Consider the following 17344-nt stretch of genomic DNA (forward strand, 5'->3'; position numbering starts at 1 on the left):
TAGAAAAGCAGAAAACGGATCCGACAGACGATACTGCATTGGAGCAAATTTTAGAGGGTCAACGGAAAAATCCTAGACGGGTTCCCGGAGACCTACCGCGGCATGGCACCTTGACGAACTGGGAACACCAGTTTTCGGCCGTACCAGAATTGGAAACGCACACGTCGTTTCCAGTCGCAATACGCCGGCCCTTCCGATGGAGGCAGGAAACCTCACAACGAATACCGGCATGTTATCAAGCGGGCCGATTAGCTGACGGAAGCTGGTGAAGACGGTTCATCGTCTTCAATAGCTGTCAGGGCCTGCTGAAGATCATCCCCTTCACGCTTGTCGGATCGAGCTTTCAGGTTCTCCAGTTCAGCCGTCTGACGAGCATTCCGAAGTTCCAATTGCAACCCAGAGTGGACTCGGATCGCTTCCCAAATCCAAAAACCGGCTAACAAAAACAGGCAGCCCGAAGCCATCAATTGCCAGTTCAATCCAAAGCGACTGACGACTAAAAAGATCATGCCGCCAACAAATCCGCCAGCGGCCATTGCGAACTTTCGAATCACATTCGAATGAATCTGTTGCCGAACGCTACGTTGAATCGCGTCTCGAGCCGAAACGTTTGCAAGCTCACGCATCGCCGCCAGATTGCTCGTTCGCTCGGGAGCCTGAGAGCGAGGGATGTAGGGCGAGTCGGGATCAAGAGGCGTATCATCTTTTGCAAGTTCCGCGGTCAACGCTTCCATCTCTTCAGCCGCCACGCTTTTAACCGCAGCAACAGGAGCCGCCACGACCGCTGGTGCTCCACCTTCATTCGAATCCCCACGTCCCTGAACGCGTTGCAACAAACGGTTCATGTAGGCTTCGATCGAATCGTCATCAACCATCTCTGCCGATTCCGGAGCACCACTGCTAGCCGGCGTGGGCTGAACCGCGGGCGCCACAGTCGCTGGTTTGTCGGAAGCTTCCTCAGCCGATTCGGACTCCAAACGTTTCTTATAAGCCTCATAAGAATCGTCCTCGTCCATCCCAGATGAATCCGACTCCAGACTCCTGCCCTCATCCAAGGAATCTAGAGACGACAATCCGCTGTCAGCACTGGCATGGTCGTTACTTGCATAATCTTCGCTGGAGTAAGCGTCTGCTGGTTCGGAAGAAACTTCGTCGCCATCCCCCAAATCGGAAATGCCCGAACCGCGACCGACAATCGAATTCATCGAATCTTCGTCGGCAAGATGAGTCGCATTCGTATCGTCAAACGCCGAATACGATTCCCAACCGGATTGCCCTGCATCCAATTCGGCTTCGGGGGATTCGTCTGCGTCACCCGATTCAATTTCCCTCAACAACTGGCTTGCCAAACCTCCTGCTTCCACACCCGAATCGGAGACTGAATTTGAATCATCTTCCGTGGCGGAATCCCAAGGATCCATTCCCTCGATATTCGCCATGATCGAAGCGAAGTCTTGATCTTCGTCGGAATCGGATTCGTCGGCACTCGAATTCGCTTCGTCCTGAATCGGATCCGCGGCCGCATGCCCCCAAGGACCGTTTCCAATTCCCAACTCGCCTGGATCGTCGGATTGATCCGACTGTTCCGTGTGTCCAAATGGAGATTCCGATCCCGCGAACGAGGCAAACCCATCCTGCTGGTCGATCTCTTGGGCGTCGGTTCCGAGTTCACCCTCAACGACTTGATCGTCCGTTATTTCCTCGCTGGTCGTTTCCTCGCTGGGCTCACTAAAGGAGGCCCATGGGTTTTCAGCCAACTCGCTCGCCGCTTCGTCTTCGGCCTGCACCAAATCTTCCGATGGACCTAGATCTTCGGCCCGAACTTCTTCTTCACGACTATCCGAAACCGCAAACGGTGAAGCATTCGAAAGATCATTCTGGTCGTCGGTTTCATCCGACCACTCAACACTATCATCGCTGCCCTCTAACGATGCGGAATCGATAGGATCGGCGTCATAGATTTGACCAACAACTGGCTCCGCTTCTTCCTGGTTTATCGCTTCCCAGGCAGACGATTCATCATCACCTAAATGCGATTGTCCCAAGTGGGCATCGCCGAATGAGTCAGCAACATCGCCTTCATCATCCGAACCAACAACTGCCTGCGACGCGTCGGGACCGAGGACGTCTCCAAAAGATTCGTCTTCGACGGTCGAATCGGCTTCTAATGCAGCGGCCGAAAAGCCTGAACCGAGTTCGGCGATTGCGGAGGAGTCCGAATCAGCAGGCTCTTGCCGTTCCTGCGTCTCTGGGGTTTGGACTTTGTCGTAGGTTGGCCACCCGCTATTAAGCGAATCGAAATCCAACCCTTGCTCGTCATGATGGAAGCCGCTACCCGAATCAGCAGCAGGCGACTCTTCTCTCGCAGCTTCCAACGCCATCTTCTCGATCGACGCATCCTTTTCGGCGTTTTCACGATCGATCACCTGGTCGACTCGATCGTATTCTTCGCGAAGCTGCAGAAGTTGCTGCTCGGTCGTTTCCAAACGCTGACGGATCGTTTCGATTTCGTCCGGCGTTGGACGTGTTTCCAGCGTCTGTTCCGCCTGCTCCAGGTTCTGTTCGGCTTCCAACAGTGCCCGCTTAGTTTCCTGCAAATCCTGATTCAAAGCTTCCGCGGTGGCGTTGCTGTCGGTCAGATTGGCGACTGCAACGGCCAAATCCTGACTAACCCGCTGCACGTTATCGCGAAGCTCGGCGGCTTCTTGTTCCCAACTTTCACGATCGGTCTGACGCGCTGAATCGGATTGTTGGACCAGTCCTTCCAAACGCTCGACCGACTGAAATGCCTTCTGGCACTGTTCACGCAACTCTTCTGCTTCACGCCCTGCCTGCTCGACCGATTGCTGCAAATCATCGATTTGAGTTCGCAACTGGTCGATCAGTGCGGCCTGAGAATTCAGCTGATCCGCTTGCTCGGAAACCGTCGTCTGTGCTTGATCGCGTTCTTCGACCACCTGCTTCAATTCGGCGGTCAGACGATCGCGTTGGCTGGCGAAATCGCGGCAGGCTTGGTTTGATTTTTCAAGTTGTTCGGTAACCGCATCACAACGACGGGTGAGGCTTTCGACGCTGGCGATCGCTTCGGCATGTTCCCGCAGCAGTTCCGCATTGTGCTGACGAGCCGTTGCGAGGTCGCGATTTGCCACCTCGGCTGCCGACAAAGCCTTCTCTTTTTCCTCTTGAATTTCTTCGCGTTCGACCTTCAGCACGTCGACTTGCGACGCAAAGGAATCGCGTTCCTGCGCCCGTGCCTGTGACGTAGCGGTGACGGTCTGCAGATGCTCCGTGACATCCATCAACTGCTGCTGCATTGCAGTGATCGCCGAACTGGTTTGCACACCTTGCTGCTGTGCATCCTCGAATCGCCGCATGACTTCCGCCAACTGTTTTTCGTGGCGAAGTTCCATCTGAACTCGCTCACCCTCCCACAGTTCTTTCGCAGCGGCCACTTGTGCACGACTAGCTGCCTCGTTCGCCTGCAACGTTCGCTTCAGCTCGGCACGCTCCTCTTCAGCTTTTCGGTTGGCAGCCTGCTGCGCGGCACGTTCCTGTTCGTTACGTTCCTGCTCAGCTTTTCGACTGTCAGCCTGCCGCTGCTCAGCACGTTCCTGCTCAGCACGTTCCTGCTCAGCACGTTCCTGCTCAGCACGTTCCTGCTCAGCACGTTCCTGCTCAGCACGTTCCTGCTCAGCACGTTCCTGCTCAGCACGTTCCTGTTCAGCTCGCTCCTGCTCTGCTCGCTCCTGTTCAGCTCGCTCCTGCTCTGCTCGCTCCTGTTCAGCGTCTCCGTCCTCTGTCCTACCTGAAAAAGCCGATGTTTCGCGACCGGCAAATCGAATTCCATCAGCGAAAGAGAGACGTGTCGACGATTTATGCTCGACAGGTGTGTCGGACGCATTGCGGTTCGCAACGGCCGACGGCTGCTCATCCGCGGGTACAGCGTCTCCTCGACTGCCGCCAACATCCCCCAGAAGTTCGAAGTGATAGACTCCCATCCGAACGACATCGCCAGTCTGCAATTCCGCTTCGCTGGTCAGCCTTCCATTCAGCTCAACCGGAACAGAGTAGGCACGAATGATGGACCGGCCTTGACTGCGCAATAGAACAGCGTGCAGTTCACGCAAAGTCGGATCTTCCAACCGGATCGCACATCCCGCACCGTTGCCGAACGTATACCGGGTACCCGACAGACGCATCCGCCGATTTGGGGTTCCCGGGCGGGAGACACGAAACTCCAAGGACTCACTTTTTGCAAGTGTGGCGGTCCCTTCGTGTTCTTGATCCATGCTCACTTTGCTCTTCCCTGCACTGGCGGCCGACGAAATGTCTCCTCGCGTTACCTGCGTAGTCTCATCAAGAACTTCGGCCATCTCCCGTCGGTGGGGTTAGGCAAAAAAGACCCGCGAGGCAAAATCGTCGCAAAGAAAGGGAAGAACGGCCTGCAACGACAATGCTAGCTAAGCGACAATCTCGTTTAGGACGTGCCCTTTGACGTCGGTCAGCCGCATATCTCGCCCGCCAAATCGGTAAGTCGACCGCGTATGGTCAACGCCCAACAAGTGGAGCATGGTGGCGTGCAAGTCGTGAATTTCAACCCGGTTTTCAATCGCCTTGTAACCAAATTCATCCGTTGCCCCATAAATCGTTCCCGGCTTCACTCCGCCTCCCGCCATCCAGATGGTAAAACCAAACGGATTGTGGTCTCGTCCATTTTTCCCTTGGGCAAACGGAGTCCGACCGAACTCACCGGCCCATACGACCAGCGTCCGCTCAAGCAAGCCGCGTTGTTTGAGGTCGGCAAGCAGGCCTGCGATCGGCTGGTCGACTGCCAACGCGTTATTGGCGTGCCCCTTCTTCAGGTTGCTGTGCTGGTCCCAGCGGTCTGCACCAACATTCGGGCAAGTCAATTCGATAAACCGGACACCTCGTTCGACCAAACGCCGTGCCAACAGGCACTCCGCTGCATAGATCCTCGTTTGCTCGTACTTTGCGTCCAGCCCATACAACTGACGAATCGATTCCGGTTCGTCCGCCAACGACATTAGATCGGGAACGGCCATCTGCATCTGGTAAGCCAATTCGTAGTTTCGAATCGCCGATTCAACACTGTCATGGCCTCCGAAACGGGGCAGGGCGTTTTGATCCAACTGCCGCACCAGATCCAGCTTGGTTTGCTGCCGTCCCGCAGTCGATTCCGTCGGGTTGATGTTGGCGACCGCCGATCCCGACGGTTTAAAGACCGATCCCTGATAGCTTGCCGGCAGGAATCCACTCCCGAAACAGTCCAATCCTCCTGGCGGGATCAAGCCGCCATTCATGGCTACGAACCCGGGCAGGTCCTTGCATTCGCTTCCCAATCCATAGTTAACCCAAGCTCCCATACTCGGGCGTCCCTGCAGCCCACTGCCAGTATGCAAAAAATAGTTGGCAAACGTATGTTCAGGAAACTCTGAAACCATCGATCGAACGACGCACAACTCATCGGCGTGCTTTGCGACATGCGGAAAAAGATCGCTTACGGGAATCCCTGAATCACCATACTTTTTAAATTTCCATGGGCTTGCCAACACATTCCCATTGTTATTGAACTGAGTCGGTTCAACGTTGAACAAGCTGCCAGGGTTTTGCCCATTAAACCGATCGAGTGCCGGTTTCGGGTCAAACGTATCGACCTGGGACGGCCCACCATCCATATACAAAAAGATGACGTGATCGGCCTTGGCGGGAAAGTGAGTCCCATGCCCTGCGATGCCCCCCAACTGCGTTTGAGCGTCAGAGGGGATTGCCAAAGTTTCGGCGTAGGCTTTATCCCGAGCCAAAGCGGCCAACGCAACAGCCCCAAATCCACTACCACAGCGCGTCAACATTTCACGCCGCGAGAGTGGTCCCGATTGATAACGGCCACAGGGAAATTTGTTTTGATTATTCATCGCAGGAAAATAAACTCCTTGGTGTTGATCAGCGCGTGGGCGACATCGGTCCACACCCCATGGTCATCCATCCCTACCGCACGCTCTTTCGCTTGCGATTGAACAAACGCCGTCAAATTTGCCAGTTCAACGCCGGAGGCAGGACGTCCGTAGGCCATCCAAACCATCCGCTCCACACGCTCAACTGCGACCTCCTGATCGGATTTCGCAGCGTCCGTTCCGGACACGTTTTCAGCGACCGATTGTTCCACCGAATCGGCAAGCAGACGCTTCGCCCACTCACCGGCTTGCTGCACAACAAACGGATCATTCATCAAAATCAAAGCCTGTGACGGCACGTTCGAAACATTCCGCCGCCCCATGGAACTGAAAGGGACCGGAGTATCAAAGGCCAACATAAATGGAGAAAGAAAATTACGTCGAACCGCGACATAGATCGAGCGACGTCCAGCCCCATCCAGCGGGCCGTTGGTGCCAGGCCTCCCTCGCCCATCCATAAAATTGGTTAGATGAATCGGAACTGGTTCGCCGTACATCGTCGGGTCCAACCGACCGGCAATCGACAACAACGAATCGCGAATCGCTTCCCCCTCCAATCGTTTCGGGGGGAGATAATGAAACCACTGATTTGTCGGATCCTGTTCCAGTGCAAGCGGGTCCGCTTCACTTGACATTTGATAAGTCCGAGACAGCACAATGGCGCGGATCATATTCTTGATGGAAAGTCCTTCGCGGCGAAATTCGAGCGCAAGGTAATCGAGCAATTCAGGGTGCGTTGGACGCTCGCCAAGAAAACCAAAGTCATCCGTTGTGGGGACAATCCCGCGGCCGATCAGATGGTGCCAGATACGGTTCACAATCACCCGGTGCGTCAGCGGGTTTTGATCCGAGTTGATCTCCGCGGCCAGTTCCAGCCTGCCACTTTCTGTCTGCAACGGCAGCGGGGAATCGCCCGAGATCGCAGTCAGGAAATGCCTTGGTTCAACAGGGCCCGGGTTATCACTACTCCCTCGCACCAGGATCACGTCATCTTCCCCGGTCCCATCACGCATCGCCATTGCCAGCCGAGACGTACGAATCACCTTCTTTTGCAAAGCATCCCGCTGTTTCGCCCATTCGCTAACCAACGAACCAATGGCTGCATCTGCGGCCGCCGATTGCTCATTTTGCAGAGACTCACGAATCGCATTCTCATAACCCGCCCAAGCCTGCTTAACAGAATCTAACTGCTGCTTTGTCGCGTTCTTCCATTCCTCCGAAGCCGCCTGAGCGACCATCACAACTTTCAGTGCCCGTTCTTTCTTCGGCGACCATTCCAAGTGAACGCGATGGCCAACGTAGCGTTTCAAATTCAAATTCACCCAACGTTGATCCGGCTTTATTTCCGCGATCGTTTCGCCATGCAGCGGCCCCTCAACCAAACGGTGCGAATCGACGACGACAACAACCGTCCCTTCCCCTTCTACCAAGCAACTGACTGTTCCGTCTTTGACAACAAACGTCGGCGACCGCAACGTCCGTCCGCTCCGTGGCAAACTATCGACGCGGCCTCGCCGATTGATCCCTGATTCGGAAATCCCCTTAAGCCCTTGCCAGAAGGCATCCGTGACAGCGGCGGATTCGCCAGCAACGGCAAGCTTGGCGTTACCATCCGACCGATCCAGGAACAGTTGTCCCGCATCCTGTGGTGCCGCGCCAAACAGAAATCCATCCTGGATCCATGGAACCGCGCCGGAACCTGAATACCAAAACTCGATCTCCTCTGAATCGACTAGCGTCTGGGGAACGTTTCCGTCGGCCTGAGGTCGTTTCGCACCGACAGGCGACTTCGCCAAAGCCTCCTCAATCTGAGCGCGGAAACGCTGATCCAGTTCAGCGAGTTCTGCCGCAACCTGGCGGTTCGATGCCAACGATTCAAATCGTACCTGCTGGTAATCGCTACTTTGCAAAAAACCGCACAGCGAGTAGTAGTCCGCCGTCGAGATCGGGTCGAATTTGTGGTCGTGGCATCTTGCGCATGCGACCGTTACTCCCAAGAAAGACTTCGACATCACATCGATCATGTTGTCAAAACGATCGGATTCGTCTTTGCGAATATCAACCGGGGAATGGACCCATTCACCCAGAAACCAAAACCCGGTTCCCAAGATCGATTCGTTAAAACCTTCTTCCGGATTCAATCGAGGGCTGGTCAGTAAATCGCCCGCGACATGTTCACGCACCCATTGGTCGTAGGGGACATCCGCATTTAGACCGCGGATCACGTAGTCGCGATACTGATAGGCGTTCCGCGTGTCCGCATCAAATTCATGCCCGCGCGATTCCGCATACCGCACCAAGTCCAACCAATGGCGTCCCCATCGTTCCCCAAAGTGAGGTGAATCGAGCAACTGATCGACCAGTTTGGAGATCGCTTCGGGGTCTTCATCGGCGAGCAATTCTTGAACTTGTTCGGGTGCTGGAGGCAATCCCGTCAGATCGAAGTACAACCGTCGCACCAGACCTGCCCGATCGATGTCCGCAGCCGGAGCGAGCTGTTCCGATTCCAACTTCGCCAACACGAATCGATCGATATCCGAGCGAGCCCAGTCCTTCCGCTCCGTCACAGGCACCGGATGCTCCACGATCGATTGCCACGCCCAGTGGGCCGCTTTACGTTTATCGATATCAAATGCTTCGGGGCTACTCCCCGCAGTCGCCGTCGGTTCCGGCTCATCCGGCCAAGGGGCTCCCATCTGAACCCACTTTTCCAGCGAGGCAATTTCTTTGTCGTTCAGTTTTCCTTTGGGAGGCATCTCATAGGATTCATAGTGCACTGCCTCGACCAGCAGGCTCGCCTCCGCATCACCAGGCACCATAGCGGCCCCCGAATCGCCCCCCTCCAACAGGCCGCTTCGGCTATCCATCAGCAAGCCGGCCTGAATTTTCTTGGCATCAACGCTATGGCAGCCGTAGCAATGTTCCGCAAACAGAGGCCGAACATTCGTCTCAAAAAAAGCCAACTGTTCAGCGGAGAACGCATCATCAGCAACAACAGCCTTCCCCCCCAACAACCCGCTAGCATTTAAGCACAAGAAGGCCCCCAGCAAGCCTATTTTTCCAAGCAGAAAAAACCGCTGCATCGATATCAGCAAAACCTGGGCAAGGCCATCAAACAACCTGAGCTGGAACAACATGGGCAGAGCAGGCACTCAAAAGGAAGGAGGAATCCGCAGGGCAACAAAACCCCAGCCAATAGCATACCGCCCCAAACGCAAACCATCAAAGACAAGGAGAGGGGGGAGTAGGGAGAAGGGGAGACAAGGAGAGGGGGAGTGAAGGAGAAGGGAGTGAAGGAGAAGGGAGTGAAGGGAGTAGGGAGACGATCACTCCTTGTCTCCTTGTCTCCTTGTCTCCTTGTCTCCTTCACTCCTTCACTCCTTCACTCCTTCACTCCTTCACTCCTTCACTCCTTCACTCCTTCACTCCTCCACTCCTTCTCAGACCTCGAAGGATTCGATAATCGTTGCTATGGCGGCTGCGGCCATGGCGGAGCTCATCGAAGGTAGGGGCGTTGTTTGAGCTGCGGCTTGGGCGGGGGTCAGGGGGAGGTGGATAAAGGCTACCTGACTTTTCAGCCGGCGTTCTGCTAGGTAATGCTGGGAAGAGAAGAGAGTTGCATTGCAGAGCACGGTTCCGGCATGATGCGAAACGCTGGCGGGGATCCCTGCTGCGTTCAGCCTCTTCTGCCAGCTCGGCAGATCCAGACTGGTCTGGTAGGCGGTTGGGGCCCCCTTCACCAGAGGATCACCGCAGGAGTCGACATTTAGACCGATCGATTCCAATCGAATATGGGTCGTGCCGGGGGCCTGTCCTAGATGGAGGATTAGATCGTAATCCCCCTTTAGATCGTCGCCTAACTTCTTAGAAACGGCCTGAAAGCAGACCGGATAGCGACGAGTCGTCAGATGGCTGGAATCTTCCAGCCATCGGGTCAATTCGATGAGCGCCAACCAACTACTATTCTCGGTCCACTCTTCGTAGGGCTCAAAAGCAGTCAGAAGCACACTGGGCATAAAGAACTCTTCACTCTAGTTTTCAACCGGGACGCCGCTGCCCAGTTGAGCCAAAACCTGCAAAACTCCATTCAGATGCGCCAATCGCGGTCCAAACCGGTCAACAAATTCATTAAGCATGAATTCACCGTCGACCAGACTCTCTTCATTTTCAGTGATCTCTTCGGTCAAGTTCTCCAGGAACTGGGTCTGCACGCGCGACAGGGTTTCTGCGGCCCTGCGACAAGCCCTTGTCAATTCTGGATTTGCGTCCTTCCACTGCTGAAGCTCGCTGACTCGCTGCTTCTGAATGGCCACTGTCTGCTGAACCAATTCAGTCAAAATCTTGTTCGTTTGCTGCTGCCCGACGACTAGCTGTCGAAGCAACATATCGTTGGAGGTCGGTTGGGTAGGATCGTTGGCCGAGGAGGGGCTATCGGCGGAGACGTCGATGCGGAAAACGGGGGAAACTTTACCAGAATCTTGCGACATGATGAGGGCATTCCTGAAGTGCTCGAGGACGCGAATGTCCCGAGTATAACCACCTAAAATGAAGAATGTCGAGCAACTGGTAAGAGTCGGCAAATATTCGTTTCTTTGCCGACGCTAGCAAGATATTGCCGCGTTTATGCCTCTAACCCGCAAGGTCGTTAAAGTCGTCACCACCGGAACGCCGAAGTCCATTCCAGGGATCTATGATTTTGCTTCGATCGACAAGGGAGTTGTATGGCCGCGCCGCCGGATGCTATTGGATTTTACACCGTGCAGCAGTGCGAACGTGTGGGATGGACGGGGGGGTACCTAATGCTGAACGCTGCAGGTCGTCCGCTCGAATTTCATTGCACCCTACCGGTTCGTCCCAGTCGCGCCCACGAAATCCTCTTCGGACCGACTCTCCGAGAACACATTATCGGCGAGGCGATCGGCTGTGCATTGTTGCCCAAAGCCCGTGTTCAGCCAATTTTGATTTGCTGTGACCAACCCGAAGGCCTGCACCTAGACGTTCACCTACCCGCTCCGATCGGCCTTGTATCGGACGCTGCCTGCAGCGAAGAAGGCCCGATCACCGCCGACGACCTTCCCGGCTACGAAGCCCTCTCGATCGCCGGATCCGAAATCTGGGTCGCCATGGAGCGAGCGGAAGCGATGCGGGCCATCGTCGATCGATTTGCAGACCTTCCCGATTTGATCGAACCGTTCGGACGTATTCGTGAAGCGATTCAAGAAGCCCAACAACAGGTAGCCCGCGCCGCCTAACCGCGTTGACTACCGAAAGAAATGACCCGGTGCCGCCGCAAAACAGACCTAGCTTTTGCCGCCCCACCGGAAGGAACCTTTCGCTCGATCCCCGAAAGAGATCGAGCGAAAGGTTTTTGACGTTGAATATCCTCCTTGCCCCCTCCCGTGACAGGCCCTCTTAATCTCGTGTTGCCTCCAGTTACCGCACCGTCTGCTCCCTCCTCCCACACGATGTCGTCGGGTTCAAACTCCGACGCGATTTCTGCTGCCGCTACAGAACGCATTTCAGTCGACGTAGATACGTCATGGTACGCCGATAACAGCTTGGTCCCCGACCGCTTCGCAACCCTAACCCTCGGCAAAATTCCGATTCGTGGGTTTCCAATCCGCTTAAAAGCGTTGCCGATCCGAACGACGGGTTTCCAGTTTCCGGAATCGCCTGCATGGAACCTACCCAACAGCGCTTCCGCGTTCGATTCCAGCAAAAGCAAACCAGACCCTGCAAAGAAGAAACAAAAGAAGACGTCCGAATCGAAAATCACTCGGATCAAACCGCCGAACGATGTGATCAAACTGCAGGACCGTCTGTATTACTTGCTTCAGCCACCGCTGGAACAACTGGTCGGCAGCGGGCAACTGAACTTTCCCTTTGAACCATTCCCATACCAACTGGACGGGATTGCGTTTCTCTTCCCCCGTTACGCGGCCATCTTGGCAGACGAAATGGGGCTGGGGAAAACGATGCAGGCGATCAGCACGATCCGCATGCTCCTCTGCAGTGGCGAATGCAGCAACGTCCTTCTTATTTGTCCGAAACCACTGGTCACCAACTGGCTCCGTGAATTCAGCGTTTGGGCTCCTGAAGTTCCGATCGCTGCGATTGAAGGCAACGCCGCCAAACGGGCTTGGCAATGGCGCAGCAACGAAGTTCCCGTCAAGGTCGCCAACTACGAACTACTGATGCGAGACCGCGACATCGTGCTGGGCGATGATGTCCATTTCGATTTGGTGACGCTGGACGAAGCCCAACGGATCAAAAATCAAAACAGCACTACCAGCCAGATCGTTCGATCCATCTCAAGGACTCGATCTTGGGCCCTGACGGGGACACCCGTAGAAAACAGCCAGGACGACTTAGTCGGGATTTTTGAATACCTCTCGCCGGGATACCTAAACCGCGACATGAAGCCGACCTGCATCGGCAAAGCGGCTCGCGACTACATCCTGCGACGAACCAAAGACGTCGTGATGGACGACATGCCTCCGCGACTCTACCGCGACCCTGAGCTTCAACTAACGCCGCAACAATGGGCGACCTACGAGAAGGCCGAAAACGAAGGGGTGATTCGGCTGGAAGAAATGGAAACCGACCTGACGATTCAACACGTCTTTGAATTGGTGCTGCGACTGAAACAGATTTGCAATTTCGATCCAGTGACCGGTACCAGCGCGAAACTGGACCGTTTGGTTGCAGACATGGAAGAGGTCGCCGCAAGTGGTCAAAAGGCGATCGTCTTTAGCCAATGGGTCAGCAGCATCGACAAGATGCGAGACGCATTACAGCCGTTCGGCCCCTTGGAATACCATGGCAGGATTCCGCACAAACAACGCGACGGAGTGATCGATCAATTCAAGAACGATCCGAGTAAAAAAGTGATCTTGATGAGCTACGGCGCTGGCAGCGTCGGCCTGAACTTGCAGTTCTGCCGGTACGTCTTCCTGTTCGACCGCTGGTGGAATCCCGCAGTCGAAGATCAAGCGATCAACCGAGCCCATCGGATCGGCGTTAAAGGGGCGGTCACGATCACGCGAATGCTGGCCGTCAACACGATTGAAGAACGGATCGCAAAAGTACTCGATCAGAAACGAGAACTGTTCGACAGTATCTTCGCCGATACCGACGCCCCGCGAAGCTCCGGTGGCTTAAACCGAGACGAGATCTTCGGGCTATTCAACCTGCACAGCCCCAACGGCAAAATCAACGCCTAAGCAGTTGGGGGTGAACGCTATCTCTACCTCTCTCCTAGCGGAACGGCGCGAGCCGTCCGGCAGGGGCATTGGAAAACACGCGGATTGGCCGGTCGGCTTGCGCCGATCCGCTAAGAAAATCGCCGGCCCCCAACTTCCTAGCGGAACGGCGCGAGCCGTCCGGCAAGGGCATTGGAAACCGCGCGGATTGGCCGGTCGGCTTGCGCCGATCCGCTAAGAAAATCGCCGGCCCCCAACTTGCTAGCGGAACGGCGCGAGCCGTCCGGCGGGGGCATTGGAAAACACGCGGATTGGCCGGTCGGCTTGCGCCGATCCGCTAAGAAAATCGCCGGCCCCAACTTCCTAGCGGAACGGCGCGAGCCGTCCGGCAGGGGCATTGGAAACCGCGCGGATTGGCCGGTCGGCTTGCGCCGATCCGCTAAGAAAAATCGCCGGGCCCCAACTTCCTAGCGGAACGGCGCGAGCCGTCCGGCAGGGGCACTGGAAACCACTCGTGCCTCCACAACTAAATTTGCGGCGGAACTTCTTGACCTCGATTCGGTTGCGAGAATGACTGCTGCCTTTGATCGAACACCGCCAGCACCTCCGTCCGATTCATCGTTTTCCCCAGTTCAAACGCATACTTAACGTCGTTATGAACCATCAAGATGACTCCCCAAATCAGCAACCCTAAACTTGTCGGCGTGCAGTAGCAGGTGAACAAGCCCAGCGACAATGCACCAAATCCAGTGTATACCCAAAACGGATTTCGGAACTGGATCGCCTTCCATCCGGCAAGCATTTGCAAGGTTCCAATTAAAAACAGCCCCGACGCAATCACTCCATAAACCCCAACCACCATCCACATCTCTTCATCGGGCTCAACCTGGGCAATAAGGGCGATCACCGGAAACATCGCGGCGCAAAATCCCAACATGAGCACGATCCCACCGTGAATCATCAATAAAATTCCAAACGGCAATACCTGCTGCACAATATTGGAAGGCTGAACGAAGGCCGGGGAGCCGTTGGGCGCATAGGGCTGTGCACTGCTATGCTCGGTTGTGTACGGATTATGCGGGGGATTCGATCCGCTGGGATTACTCATCGATCAGGCCCAAAGAGGGAAAACGGACAACCGTATGGGGATAGAATGACAACTTCCGGTTGTCTTAACCAGACCGTCCGTCGATAATTCGGTTTCATTCGCATCATCGAATTATTCCCTTCCGGATACCGATATTGAATTCTGAACCTTCGATCGTCTCCAGCTCCGATTCGCGATCCATCCAAGCACGTGGCGTTCGTGTCCACAATCTAAAAGAGGTCGATCTAGACCTTCCGCGAAATCAACTCATCGCGTTCTGCGGTCGCTCGGGAAGTGGCAAAACCAGTATGGCGCTGGACACTTTATATGCCGAAGGCCAACGCCGGTACATCGAAAGCTTCTCCGCTTACACTCGGCAGTTTCTGCAGCGCCTGGATAAACCGGATTGCGATTCCATTACCGGTCTCCCACCTGCCATCGCCGTCAGCCGCAGTGGTGCCGCGCGTGGCAATCGTAGCACCGTTGCCACTGCGACCGAGGTCGCCGATCACCTCCGATTGTTGTTCGCCAAAATCGCGGGCTTGATCTGCTACCGCTGCCATCAGCCCGTGGTCACGTACGACCCACAATCGACCGCAGCAGAAATTGCCAAACTGCCGCCGCGAACTCGAGTGATGTTGGGTTTCCGAATCCAGCTGGACAACCGTGAACATGCTTCGGAAGTCCTCCTCGGATTGCAGCAACAAGGGTACGTGCGGATCATCCTAAAGGATCGACTGTTTCACCTTGCAGAAGACGACCGCAGCGAAATCGCTAAAGCGATTCCAAAATCGGGGATCGAAGGGATCATGATCGTCGACCGGGTCACCAGCGACGGCGATCTCCTCCGCACCAGTGAATCGCTGGAAGCTGCTTTTCAAGCGGGCGACAACCAAGCCATCGCCTTGGTGGCAAGTGAAACGCCGCTTCCTGGGTCTTCGGCGGCACTCCAACTAGATGGCCGCCAATGGCTCCGGTTCGATTACTCGTATCAACACCGGTGTGATGCCTGCCAAATCGATTACCCACCACCGCAGCCCAGCCTATTCAGTTTCAACAACCCGCTGGGTGCTTGCCCGCTTTGCGAAGGGTTCGGAGACCAAGTGGATGTCGACATGGGATTAGTAGTTCCCGATCCAACAAAGACCATCCGCGAAGGAGCCATCGCCGTCTGGAACAGCCCTTCCTACAACCATGAACTGCACGAACTACTGGAACTGGCCGACGACTACAAAATTCCCGTCGATGTCCCTTATTCCAAACTCTCCAAGAAAGCGATCGCAATCATCCAAAAGGGAGTCCCCGAACGAGATTTCGGAGGCCTGGATGGATTTTTTGCTTGGCTGGAACGCAAGAAATATAAACTTCACGTTCGGGTCTTCTTGTCACGATACCGAAGCTATTCAAAGTGCCGCGAATGCGACGGTCAACGACTCCGGCCCGAAGCTTTAGCATACCGCGTCCAGGGCAAGAACTTTGCCGAATGGACCGCCCTTCAAGTTGACGCCGCTGCGCAGGCCCTTTCCGAATTGGATTTCCAAGAACAGAAGAAGGCGATCACCGCAGAAATCCTTCGACAGATTGGAAACCGCTTGGGGTACCTTCAAGACGTCGGGCTGGGATACCTTCAACTAAATCGCACGCTCCGCACGTTGTCCGGCGGCGAATCGCAGCGAGTCGCTTTGACCAGTGCCCTGGGTAGTAGTTTGGTCAACATGCTCTATGTCTTGGACGAACCAACCGCAGGCCTGCATCCCATCGATGTCGACCGACTGGTCCATTCGATCACTGCGCTTCGCGAACGCGGTAATACCGTGATCGCCGTGGAACACGACGAAACCCTGATTCGAACCGCGGACTGGGTCGTAGAATTTGGACCGCAAGCAGGCGTCAGCGGAGGCGAATGCCTGTTCGAAGGAACTCCCCAAGAACTATTGGCCGACGCCGACAGTCTGACGGCAGACTATTTGACCGGACGCCGCGGCTACGTCCCCGATGAATCGACTCGGCGGTCCGCAAAGGGATCGATCACATTAAAGGGAGCAAAGGGGCACAACCTGCAAAACATCGATGTCACTTTCCCACTGGGGGTCCTCTGCTTGGTCACCGGAGTCTCTGGCAGTGGAAAAAGTTCGCTGGTGCACGACACACTTTACGGAGCCCTCTGTCGCAAGAAACAAAAGAAAGTTCCCGAAACTCTGGAGTACAGCGATGTCGTAGGTGCTGGGCAAATCGATGATGTCGTCCTGATCGATCAAGCACCGATCAGCCGCAGTGCTCGCAGCATTCCGGTCACCTATGTCAAAGCGTTTGATCCAATTCGAACCGTTTTTGCGGAAACCGTTGAAGCCCGGACGCGGAATTTTGCCGCCGGGCACTTTAGTTTTAATAGTGATGCAGGCCGCTGCCCGCGTTGTGAAGGGGACGGAGTTCTGCAAATCGACATGCAATTTTTGGCGGACATATCGGTGGTCTGTCCCGATTGCCAGGGGACACGGTATCGACGCGAAGTCCTGCAGGTCCGCTACCGTGATCGCACCATTGCCGAAGTCTTGGCGATGACCGTCCGATCCGCTCATTCCTTTTTTCGCGGACAACCAAAAGTCCAAGCGAAACTGCAACGTCTGATCGATGTCGGACTCGGATACATCGGTCTAGGACAGCGGGCTACCACGTTATCGTCCGGCGAAGCCCAACGTCTGAAACTGGCCGCCTTCCTGACCGGAGCCCGACGGCGGCGAACGCTATTTCTGTTGGACGAACCAACGACCGGTTTGCACTTCGCCGACATCGTCCAGTTGCAAGATTGTTTCGCGGCACTCCTTGAAGATGGGCACTCACTGGTGATTGTCGAACACAACGTTCAGCTGATGCTGGGGGCAGACCATATCATTGATCTGGGCCCTGGGGCCGCAGCACAAGGGGGTAGGGTGGTCGCATCGGGAACCCCTGAACAAATATCCAAGGTGACCGAATCGGGAACAGGGCAAGTTCTTGCGGCTTCTTTTAAGTCTTGATGAAGTCTGCCCGTTTTTCCCCTAAGCGTTTCGCGGTCTGCTAAATTGGTCTCCCCACTGGTTTTG

At 55.3% G+C, this 17344-nt stretch carries 9 protein-coding genes; 3 read left to right on the forward strand and 6 right to left on the reverse strand.

Features of this window, described 5'->3' with window-relative positions; all coding sequences use genetic code 11:
• Window positions 1–248: 248 nt before the first annotated feature.
• From FF011L_RS13820 to FF011L_RS13845, 5 genes are all read right to left on the reverse strand, one after another.
• Entirely contained in the window at window positions 249–4289 is a 4041-nt protein-coding gene (locus tag FF011L_RS13820; RefSeq protein ID WP_145352208.1) for an FHA domain-containing protein, read from the reverse strand.
• A gap of 171 nt (window positions 4290–4460) precedes the next feature.
• Window positions 4461–5870, reverse strand: a complete 1410-nt coding sequence (locus tag FF011L_RS13825) for a DUF1501 domain-containing protein (RefSeq protein WP_145355343.1) — start codon at window positions 5868–5870, stop codon at window positions 4461–4463.
• Between the two features lie 59 nt (window positions 5871–5929).
• On the reverse strand, window positions 5930–9124 hold the full coding sequence (locus FF011L_RS13830; protein WP_246109404.1) for a PSD1 and planctomycete cytochrome C domain-containing protein: 3195 nt from the start codon (window positions 9122–9124) through the stop codon (window positions 5930–5932).
• Between the two features lie 288 nt (window positions 9125–9412).
• A complete protein-coding gene (locus tag FF011L_RS13840) occupies window positions 9413–9988 on the reverse strand; it encodes a pyroglutamyl-peptidase I (protein WP_145352209.1) in 576 nt (191 codons plus the stop codon).
• Between the two features lie 15 nt (window positions 9989–10003).
• Window positions 10004–10459, reverse strand: a complete 456-nt coding sequence (locus FF011L_RS13845; RefSeq protein ID WP_145352210.1) for a hypothetical protein — start codon at window positions 10457–10459, stop codon at window positions 10004–10006.
• 234 nt (window positions 10460–10693) lie between these two features.
• On the opposite strand from FF011L_RS13845, the gene FF011L_RS13850 reads away from it, so the two are divergent.
• Together FF011L_RS13850 and FF011L_RS13855 are read left to right on the forward strand one after the other, a co-directional pair.
• Window positions 10694–11224 carry a hypothetical protein gene (locus tag FF011L_RS13850; RefSeq protein WP_145352211.1) on the forward strand — a complete coding sequence of 177 codons (531 nt, stop codon included), beginning with the start codon at window positions 10694–10696 and terminating at the stop codon, window positions 11222–11224.
• A 213-nt stretch (window positions 11225–11437) separates the two neighbouring features.
• On the forward strand, window positions 11438–13195 hold the full coding sequence (locus FF011L_RS13855) for a DEAD/DEAH box helicase (RefSeq protein WP_145352212.1): 1758 nt from the start codon (window positions 11438–11440) through the stop codon (window positions 13193–13195).
• A 505-nt stretch (window positions 13196–13700) separates the two neighbouring features.
• On the opposite strand, the gene FF011L_RS13860 is transcribed toward FF011L_RS13855, so the two are convergent.
• Entirely contained in the window at window positions 13701–14282 is a 582-nt protein-coding gene (locus FF011L_RS13860) for a hypothetical protein (RefSeq protein WP_145352213.1), read from the reverse strand.
• Window positions 14283–14416: 134 nt separating this feature from the next.
• Between FF011L_RS13860 and uvrA the strand changes: the two genes are divergently transcribed.
• Window positions 14417–17278 carry an excinuclease ABC subunit UvrA gene (gene uvrA, locus FF011L_RS13865; RefSeq protein ID WP_246109405.1) on the forward strand — a complete coding sequence of 954 codons (2862 nt, stop codon included), beginning with the start codon at window positions 14417–14419 and terminating at the stop codon, window positions 17276–17278.
• Window positions 17279–17344 lie beyond the last annotated feature (66 nt).

The organism is Roseimaritima multifibrata (genome assembly GCF_007741495.1).
Classification (GTDB): Bacteria; Planctomycetota; Planctomycetia; order Pirellulales; family Pirellulaceae; genus Roseimaritima; species Roseimaritima multifibrata.

What these genes read in the sequence shown, in the direction of transcription:
- FF011L_RS13820 (WP_145352208.1), bottom strand. Translation starts at nt 4,289, where the DNA reads ATGGATCAAGAACACGAAGGGACCGCCACACTTGCAAAAAGTGAGTCC.
- FF011L_RS13825 (WP_145355343.1), bottom strand. Translation starts at nt 5,870, where the DNA reads ATGTTGACGCGCTGTGGTAGTGGATTTGGGGCTGTTGCGTTGGCCGCT.
- FF011L_RS13860 (WP_145352213.1), bottom strand. Translation starts at nt 14,282, where the DNA reads ATGAGTAATCCCAGCGGATCGAATCCCCCGCATAATCCGTACACAACC.
- FF011L_RS13855 (WP_145352212.1), top strand. Translation starts at nt 11,438, where the DNA reads ATGTCGTCGGGTTCAAACTCCGACGCGATTTCTGCTGCCGCTACAGAA.
- FF011L_RS13840 (WP_145352209.1), bottom strand. Translation starts at nt 9,988, where the DNA reads ATGCCCAGTGTGCTTCTGACTGCTTTTGAGCCCTACGAAGAGTGGACC.
- FF011L_RS13845 (WP_145352210.1), bottom strand. Translation starts at nt 10,459, where the DNA reads ATGTCGCAAGATTCTGGTAAAGTTTCCCCCGTTTTCCGCATCGACGTC.
- FF011L_RS13850 (WP_145352211.1), top strand. Translation starts at nt 10,694, where the DNA reads ATGGCCGCGCCGCCGGATGCTATTGGATTTTACACCGTGCAGCAGTGC.